This window comes from Estrella lausannensis (assembly GCF_900000175.1).
Classification (GTDB): Bacteria; Chlamydiota; Chlamydiia; order Chlamydiales; family Criblamydiaceae; genus Estrella; species Estrella lausannensis.
In genome coordinates, this window is sequence record NZ_CWGJ01000018.1 from 1 (window position 1) to 8,912 (window position 8,912).

The 8,912-nt window shown below is 48.0% G+C and carries 7 protein-coding genes and 1 tRNA gene (1 of these 8 running past the window's edge); 3 read left to right on the top strand and 5 right to left on the bottom strand.

Annotation, left to right across the window (positions count from 1 at the left end; translation table 11 throughout):
• The first annotated feature begins 238 nt into the window (after nucleotides 1–238).
• On the top strand, nucleotides 239–1,267 hold the full coding sequence (locus ELAC_RS06935) for a Ppx/GppA phosphatase family protein (RefSeq protein ID WP_098038564.1): 1,029 nt from the start codon (nucleotides 239–241) through the stop codon (nucleotides 1,265–1,267).
• 81 nt (nucleotides 1,268–1,348) lie between these two features.
• Here the strand turns inward: ELAC_RS06935 and ELAC_RS06940 are convergent, their stop codons facing one another.
• Entirely contained in the window at nucleotides 1,349–3,178 is a 1,830-nt protein-coding gene (locus tag ELAC_RS06940; RefSeq protein WP_098038565.1) for a YXWGXW repeat-containing protein, read from the bottom strand.
• Between the two features lie 404 nt (nucleotides 3,179–3,582).
• Between ELAC_RS06940 and ELAC_RS06945 the strand changes: the two genes are divergently transcribed.
• On the top strand, nucleotides 3,583–4,782 hold the full coding sequence (locus ELAC_RS06945) for an MFS transporter (protein ID WP_158227830.1): 1,200 nt from the start codon (nucleotides 3,583–3,585) through the stop codon (nucleotides 4,780–4,782).
• A 92-nt stretch (nucleotides 4,783–4,874) separates the two neighbouring features.
• On the opposite strand, the gene ELAC_RS06950 is transcribed toward ELAC_RS06945, so the two are convergent.
• The 3 genes from ELAC_RS06950 to ELAC_RS06960 form a co-directional block, all read right to left on the bottom strand.
• Complete coding sequence (locus tag ELAC_RS06950) at nucleotides 4,875–5,627, bottom strand: metallophosphoesterase (protein ID WP_098038567.1); 753 nt, start codon at nucleotides 5,625–5,627, stop codon at nucleotides 4,875–4,877.
• The gene (gene pyrF / locus ELAC_RS06955; RefSeq protein ID WP_098038568.1) at nucleotides 5,627–6,427 is read right to left on the bottom strand and encodes an orotidine-5'-phosphate decarboxylase; all 801 of its coding nucleotides are present in this window, start codon (nucleotides 6,425–6,427) and stop codon (nucleotides 5,627–5,629) included. The genes ELAC_RS06950 and pyrF overlap by 1 nt, the downstream gene beginning before the upstream one ends.
• A 218-nt stretch (nucleotides 6,428–6,645) precedes the next feature.
• Nucleotides 6,646–7,866 (bottom strand): dihydroorotase, encoded by a 1,221-nt coding sequence (locus tag ELAC_RS06960; protein WP_098038569.1) that lies wholly within the window; start codon nucleotides 7,864–7,866, stop codon nucleotides 6,646–6,648.
• Nucleotides 7,867–8,545: 679 nt separating this feature from the next.
• Between ELAC_RS06960 and ELAC_RS06965 the strand changes: the two genes are divergently transcribed.
• Nucleotides 8,546–8,633 (top strand) — tRNA-Ser (locus tag ELAC_RS06965).
• 59 nt (nucleotides 8,634–8,692) lie between these two features.
• Here the strand turns inward: ELAC_RS06965 and ELAC_RS06970 are convergent.
• A protein-coding gene (locus tag ELAC_RS06970; RefSeq protein WP_476702592.1) for a metal ABC transporter permease crosses the window boundary here: on the bottom strand, nucleotides 8,693–8,912 show its end. Its footprint extends 653 nt past the window's final position; 220 of the gene's 873 nt are visible here — the last part of the coding sequence; the start codon falls outside the window, past its right edge; it ends in the stop codon at nucleotides 8,693–8,695.

Below are 8,912 nucleotides of genomic sequence, written 5' to 3' on the forward strand. Positions count from 1 at the left end.
CCCGCTTTATTTGCGCAAGCCCTAATCGAAAGTTTTTGTAAATTCTTCAAATTCAGATCTTTTTACGAAGATTGGCACTGTACGCCTTCCTTTCCTTCATCAGCAGCCACCCCTGTGAATTCACCCGTATTTTTTTCCATATTTTGAATAACAAAAAGACAACCAATTGTTTTAATCTTAAATAAACATTAACACATATTTGATACGATATATTACAAATCAACAAACTTGAGGTGTTATGCATCTGATTTACCTTTTCATTTTCTCGATGTTTTTGGCAACGGGCATCGAAGCGGAAATCGTCAGACGCGCCGCCATCGATATTGGTTCAGGTTCGACAAAAGTAGCGATCGCCGAAGTAGATACCGAGACCAATCAGATCACAGAGGTTCTACTCGACGCTTCCTATCCAGTTCCTTATCAAGCAGCGTTAGACCACTCAGCCGATAGCACCTTTGATGAGGAGACTAAATTTGAAGGCCTCAGAGTGTTTAAAGAGATCAAGACGATTGCCGATCAGTTTGAAGTCAGGCAAGTTGTCGCCGTCGCCACTTCCGCCTTCAGAAAAGCCAACAATGTGCGCCCCTTCCTCAGTCAAATCAAAAATGAGACCGGAATCGAAGTATTGATTATTCCCCAGAGGGAAGAAGGGGAAATCGCCTTCTTCAGCGCCCTCGCTTCCGGCGATCTGAACTCACAGGAGGTATTGGTCTGGGATATCGGTACGGGAAGCCAGCAAATGACCGTCATGAACGAAAAGGGCGAGCTGGTTGTATATATGGGAGAAAACATGGGTTCGGTCGAGTTTAAACACTATATCATGGATGTAATCCAAAGTGATGAGACCGACATCTCACCCAACCCCATCAGTGATGAGGAATACAAAATAGCAGACAGCTACGGCCGGGCCTTCGGCAGAAGAGCAACCCCTCTTATTAAGCAAAAAATCCAAGAGAACATCTCCGTTGTCGGTATCGGTCGCCTCTTCTACAACAGCATCCGTCCGATCGCCGCCAAAGACGGCGTCATTAATCGCAAAGGGCTGAGAACATTCATCGCCGCGTCGTTGAACAAGACCGATCAGGAGCTGAACAATCCCTTCGCCCACGTCGATGTGTCCAATGCCATTTTAGTGCTGGCCATCATGAAAGCGCTGCATATCCAGACAATCCGACCCTTAGAAACCACATCGACGCGAGGTCTTCTCATTAACCCCGCCTGCTGGGAAAGCTCAGCCAGACTAGAATCCTCGGCACCAGCCGCTTAAGACATCTGCCTGGCAAAAGGGCAGAACAAAGCGTAATCGATGAGGGATTGGCAGAACCAGCCAATGCCCTCATCTACCTTATTAGTCGTCTTTTTTACTCCGCGCGTTGCTGTCTGCTCTCTCTCTAATCCTTTCCCGAATCCTCGGCGCCAATTCCGGCAATTCCCTTTTCGGTCTTGGAGCGGCTTGCTGCACATCCGGAATTCCCTGAGAGGGAGGGGGTGCATTGCTTCCTTTACTCTGCTGACGAGACGGGAAATTTACACGAACAGGCCTATCGACTTGCGGCGGCGCCTGCTTGATCACCGTTCTCTGCTGAGGCGGGGGCCCAACTTCCCTAGGAGCATTGTCTTGAGGGGGCGGAGGCGTTGTGAAGCGGGTGGGTTTCCCGGATTGGGACGGTGCATTTTTGATCACCGCATCTCCCTGTTCATTAGAAGGATTTTCGCTTTGAGGCACAGTTTGCCTAGACGGCCGCTTCCATTGCGGAGTCTTTCCCTCTTGAGGCTTTGTCGGACGGGAAGGCCTTCTCCACTGCGGGGATTCAGACCCGTCCGATGGGGTATATCCCGGGGGCGTCTTACCCCCACCACTTGCTCTATCTGGCCGATCGCCATCGTCATCGCGGCCCGGTCTTCTCCCTTTGGGAGGAATCCAAACCTTGGGACGCACATTAGCCGGCGCTGTTTCCCATCTGGGATTGACCCGATCAGGATTCACCTGCTGCCCGGGGAGCGTCCCTTCTCGCTGTCCTTTTCCTTTGGGGCGCAGGCTATCTTGAGGAAGTACGAACCTGCCGGGACGGGAAGGAGGTTTAATGTAGCCGCCTGGTTTGATGATGTCAGGAATTTTGGGCCGAGGTATAGGCTTCTGCCCTTTCGGTTCCCTTAATAGGCTCTTAGGTCCTTTAGGTAAAAGATCCTTTCCACCCTTGTTGATTGGGAAGGAGGGTTTGTGGGCCTTTTGAAAGAGAGGCAATAGGTGCGCGGGGGGTGGCGCAAGCAACATGCTCAACTCGGGAGTCATCCACAATGGAGCCGCAGATCCAGGATGGCCCCACCACCACCACAGGCCCCAGGAATCTCCCCAGGGAAGTGTCCACCAATCATTCCAACCCCACCAAGGAGGTAAGCAGCCGCAACCATCCCACCAGCCTGGGTGATAGACCCCCCAATGCCAATAAATGTTGATATAGTCGGGGTAGTAAAAAAAGAGTTGCTCAATGATCTGAGGCGCTTCGATCGCTATCGGCTGTCCACCTTGACTGTCAGCGCAAGAGTACGCCTCTCCCCGCTCTTCCAAAGTATAGTCCCACAGCAGAGGAACAAAAACAAATCCCGACTGCCTCCAGACATAGATGGAAGGAGACAGAATCCAGTGCGGGTCTATCTGTTCCCAGCTTCCCGAAAGCCAGCTGTAGCTGTCGGATTGAGGTTGGTACTCCCAATATCCTTTGACCCAAAAGTAGTTTTCGCCAGGAGCCGCTGGAATCTGTTCATTAGGCTGAGGCGGCGGTGTTTTTTGAATGTAGGCAAGTTGATCTTCGGGAACGAGACTCCAGAGCCCGCTCTGCCAGGCAAAACCGCCCTGTGCAGGAACCCAACTACCCGGAATCCAGATGCGTTCAGGGGGAGGACGCCTCCACACGCCGCAAATCCAAATAAAGTCATTTTTGGCATCACTCCAAGCCCAATAGCCCGGGATCCAAAGAACATCATCATATGGTCTCTCAGGAATCTGCTCGTAAAGAGGGGCGGGGGGAGAGCTGGCCACAATCGGGATCTGTCCCGGATCCTTGACAGGAGTGATAAAAGCTTCGTGGATGGGATTGGCGTCCACGATTGGCTGCGGAACACCTTCTAGAGAAAGGGATCCCATCACCAAGGCAAATAACAGTAGAACTCTGCTCATAGACTCACCGTTAAAAAATCATTAGCTCATCTATAAGTGACTCGGTTATTTTAGCCAACAAGCAATAAAATTATTATTTTGCATCAGCAATCAAGAAGATAAGGAAGATACCGAAAGCCTCTCAAAAATTGGGCTTTCTCACAGGCAAAACTCTAAATTTTGAGACACTTTCGGTAAATATAGACAAACAATTTTTGATATATTAAAATCAACGAAATCATTTATTAAGCAAGCCATCTTCATGTTTACTGTCTAAGTAATCACATCTTTTTTGTTCCGGATAAAGCCCAGAGCGGCCGGTTCTTCCTAAACATCTGCCGTTGATCACAACCACTGCCGTTTAAAAGTTTCAGAGACAAAAAGCGTGTTTACGCACCAACCCATTGAATTTCAGGAGCACCCCTTTGTTTAACAAAGAAACCAAATACCTATTTCTCATCATCTCGATTTTCATTGCTGCATGCATTGAAACGGATATATTTCTGCCGGCGATGACCGACATGATGATTTACTTCTCTGTCGGTGAAGATATGATCCAGAGCCTGTTGACCTGGAATTTCGTGGGCATTTGCATCTCATGCCCACTCTACGGACCACTATCCGATGCGTTCGGAAGAAAAAGACCTCTTCTGATAGCTCTCGGACTGTTTTTAGTGGGAAGCATCCTGACGACTACCGCCACCGGATTCAACATGATGTTATTCGGCAGGGTACTGCAAGGGTTGGGAAGCGGTGGATGCTTCACATTGGGAACGGCGATCATTTTCGACTCCTTTCAGGAAGAAAAAGCGATCCTGGCAATTAACCGCATCAACTCGATCGTACCATTCATCATGGCGGGGGCTCCTATGCTTGGAGGATACTTGAATTACACCTTTGGGTTCAGATCCAACTTCGTTGCCATCGCGATCGTTGTAATGGGAAGCTTATCGACATCTCTGTTCCTGTTTAAAGAGACTCTCCCTGAAAATGCACGGAAGCCCTTTAACATGCGGAAGGTGGCCAGCGATTTCAAGACGCTTTCTCTAAGCATTCCCTTTTGGCAGGCAATCCTTGTCGTCTGCCTGACCTTTGCCGGCTACTTAGCGTTTCTCTCCACCGTATCGGTCCTCTATGTCATAGAGCTTGGCGTCAGCAAAGACTCTATCCCCGCCTTTCAGGCGGCGCTGCTTGGCACTTGGCTGATTGCCAACTTAGCGTGCGGCAGAGCCATTGCCAAATGGGGAGCAGGTACGGTTAAAAAGACAGGAACCGCTCTCTTTACAGCGGGAGGAGTCGGACTTTTAACAGCCGCTTGGGCTGCACCGAAAGACCCCTATCTGCTCACGGGAGCAATGACTTTCTACTCCTTCGGAGCTAACTGGATCAATTCGACATATTTCCCTGAGGGCATGTCTCTGTTCCCTGACATCAAAGGGACAGCAGCCAGCTTTCTGACCAGCGCCAGATTGCTGATTGCCGCGCTCGTCGTGGGACTCGCCAGTACGCTCTACGATGGATCCATCTATCCGATCGCCTTGATTGTCTTTACTATTTCGGCAGTCAATTTTTTGATCATCTGCATGTATGAGAGCAGGAAAAACGAGGGGTTGGCTGAGGCGTGATTTGCCGAAAGGTAAACCGATAGCCGGTAGCGAGATTCCGGGGGCGCTTCTAAAATTTCATATTTTGAGGAAACGCCACCGGTCAGCAAACTTCAAATAATTTTAATCGGGTTAAAATCGATGAAATCGGCACAGGCAAAGTGGTAACGGACGCCGTTTTTTTCTCCATAGAAGGGATTAAGCCCCTTCTTCATGCTGTGGACGTGCCCAAAAACACACGCTTCAACACCATACTTCTCAAGCAGCTTTGAAGCCCTGGAGTCCTTAAGATCAATGCCAACGGGAGGATAATGAGTCATGCAGATGCGGTGCTTGGCAGAGAGCGACAGCGCTTTAAGGCTCATCTCAAGCCGCTGCAACTCCCGGGTAAAGATTTTTTCCCGCTCTACCGGATCTTCATTCTTTTCCATCAAGGGTCTGACGGTTTTGTTGTCATGGTAGTCGATACAGCCATCGAAATTATACTCGTCGGTATCCCAAAGGCGCGATCCAGCGACGCTGATATCGTTAAAGTCGAAGGAATCATTTTGAACAAAGTGGAGGCTCTCAGGAGCGATCTCCTTCACTTTGGAGATGGCCGACCACCAGTAATCGTGATTGCCCTTGATCATCACTTTGGTGCCAGGAAGTGAATCGATGAAAACGAGGTCCGGAAGGGCCTCTGTCAAGTGTTTAGCCCACGAAATGTCGCCCGGTATCAGCACAAGGTCATCAGGTCCGATTACCCGGGTCCACTTTTCTTCAATTTTTTTAGGATGGTCGCGCCAGATCTCTCCAAAGACGTCCATATTTTTACCGGACACGCCAAAGGAGAGATGCAGGTCCGCGATAGCGAAGACAGACACTATATTTTCAGCCTCGCCTCATAAGCTTGCCAACCGGCGGTGCGGTAGAGCTCAGCTTCTTTTTTCCTGTCCTGGGCCTCAAGGATACCTCTTCCCACGACAATCACGTCGTTTTGTAAATCCTGAATGGCTTGCTTTGGCGTCAACGTCCTCAAGCCTGAGTGGACATGAGCTTCCTTGATATCGACTCCGGCTGCAAAATGGATAAATGCCGGTTCCTCACTGATCCGCCTTTTTCCGATAAATCCGATAACAAAATCCCTATAATCTTTAGCGATATGTACAGTTTTTTTCATAGTCAGGTCATCTTCTAGCGAACCGGGTGTTCCCATCTCAGAAACGAGCAAGAGACCTCTTCCCAAATCCAGTCCGGCTTTCCTCAGCTTTTCGACAACTCCCGGCCCCGCGATAGGATGAGCACTCACGAGATGAGCCCAATTGGCAATCTTATACATGCCCTGCTCATACTGCCTTGCCACAATGTGACCGGTGTCCGCGAACTTCCTGTCTTCAAATATCAAGAACCTGCCTCTCTTGGCCATATCCTGAAGTTCTAGCAGGAGGTGGATATCAAAATCGTTCACCATATCGATGTGTGTCTTCAAAACGGCGATGTGAGGAGCCAGTTCTTTGACGGTCTTGAGAATATCTTGTTTGGATTGCAAATCTATTGCCAGGGCAAGATTGCTCTTTTTCTCTTCCATGATGAGAAAAAGCTCTCTTGCGGAAGGATTGGCGCTCATCATGGCCCGCTTAATGTAGGGTATTTCTTTCGTCTTCGGCTTTGTTAATGTCAGCATATTCCTCTACCACACAAATTTTTGTTAAAGCAGTAACACAATCCTCAAAGACTGTCCACAAACTGAAATCTTACGATTTGCCTGCCGAATTTTGAGATACCTTCGGTATAAGTTTCGAAACAATTTTCAGCATATTATTCCAATATTATGATTTTTTTTTCGAAGCTTATAACCAAATTCAGCGACAAATCTCACGGATGGGGCATATAGGCAGTCTCTTATCTCAGGCGAAATACCCTTCCTTGCACTATTGTATAAACCGGCCAACCTTTCAAAGTCCAATTCGCATAGGGCGACCATTTGCTTTTGGTCTTCAAAGAGGCCTCATCCACTTTCTGTTCAAGCTCCAGATCAACTAAGACACAGTCGAAATTTCTACCTAAGCTGAAAATATCTTCGAGGTTCAGATGGGTCAATTGAACTATTTTCTCCAGACTGATCTTTTTTTGGTGATAAGCGTTCAAAAGCAGGGGAAGCATCGTCTCAAGGGCAGGAACCCCGGAAGAGGCCTCATGATAGCTTCTTGATTTCTCTTCGATAGTATGCGGGGAGTGAGCCGATCCGATAAAATCCACCGTTCCATCTTTAATGCCTTCCCACAAAGCATCCTGATCTTCCTGACTTCTCAGCGGCGGCACAACTTTCAAACGCGTGCCCTCTTTAAGATAATCCTTTTCCGTAAGAAAAAGATGCTGCGGAGTCACTTCACAATACACGGAAAGCTGGGCTTTTTTAGCCTTTCTGATTAAGTCTATCTCTTCTTTGGTGCTTGTCTGCAAAAAAAGAACGTTTGTATTGTACTTTTCCGCAAGATCAAGCGATCTCTCAAGCGCCTTGATCGACACTTCCTTTGAATAGATTTTCCCGTGGATTTCGGGTTTTTCGTCGGCTTGGTACTTCTTTCTATTCTCCTCAAGCAATGTGTGATCTTCAAGGTGGATTGCCAAAATCATGTTGTCTTGCGCCGCCAGTCGGAATGCCTCTTCGATATCCTTATCGCCATTTAACGCCAGATCTCCAAAAGATCCTCCCAGGTAAGCTTTAAGAGCGACAGCTTTCTTTTTGAGCTTGCCAATGCTGCCAGCGTGCTGCGGGCTGAAGCCAAGATAGAGATGATAACGCAGCGGGATCTCTTTGCTTTTGAGCTCTCGGTCAATCATTTCCTTTTTTTGCTCATAGGTCTCTACCGAGCAGCAAGGAGGGTTATTGTTCGGCATATCAAATACTGTCGTTATCCCACCCTGCAACGCAGCCTCGGCGCCTGTGATCCAGTCCTCTTTGTAGTCGAACCCTGGCACCCGAAAATGCACATGAGGATCTATCAGAGCAGGCAACATCAGAAGTTTTCCGCCGGCTTCGATCACCTCTTCCGATTCCGATTCGATCTTGACATCGTGGATCGTTCCGTCCAGTCTCTTCACATTTTTGATCAGAATCATTATGACACTCCCCGGTTCCGGATGAACTTATCTCCACTCTTTGAAAAGACGCGGTCCATTAAAACGGCAATCTCTAAAGCTCCCTTTAAAAAAGGGCGTGGCTGAATGACGTTGTGTATAAACGACACTCTTGCCTTTTGTCAAACGACAACTCCCTTCCATACTATTTTTCTTAATAATCGCATTTTTATTTCAGAATGAGGGAATTAGACGTGAAGAGATATTGATTTTAATTTTAATTTACAAAGCAAACTATTCCTCTTCAGAATTCGGGGCTTGTGGCGGGCACTTGCGCCTTAACGCGAACTGTTTGAGGAAAAAGATCCAATGGATTGACCTCGATAAAGACGTGCCCTTTCTCTCTTAAGAATAAAAGTATCCGGCGCCAGAGTCTGCCGAGGCTCTCATAACACTCTTTTCAGAAAACTCAAAGCGCAGTTTCATCATGTGACACCTTCAGGGAAAAGCACTAAAATCAAATAAGTGGATCCATGCCAGACGTGCGCCCTTTCTCCATGGGCGCCTAAATTTTTAATAGAGGCTATCCGCAGGTCTGATTATTGCGCTATTTTGCCTTGGCGCTTCAGAAAAACTGTTTTTTTACTTTGATGGAAGGTAATTTTGATTGTATAAAAAACTCGGGAAAAGTACGATAGACCCTTAAAGAATTTTCGCATAAGGAAAGATGGCTGAGTGGCCGAAAGCGCGTCCCTGCTAAGGACGTATACCCCTAAAGGGTATCGAGGGTTCGAATCCCTCTCTTTCCGAGCATACTAAGGCAGCCTTTAGAGGCTGCCTTTTTTTTTGGCACTAAACCCTGCGCATTTCAAGCCGCGGGTAAGACGATTAGATCTTTTTCCCCGAATAGATTAATGCCGCCACATAGCTGATTCCTGAAATCAAAGCGATCGTAGCGCCGACGGGCCAATCGAGATAAAAGGCTGCCATCATCCCGAAAAAGCAATAAAGAGAGGAGATGACCGAAGCTAAGATCATCATACTGGAGAGGCGATTGGTGAACAGATTGGCAATGGCAGGCGGCACCG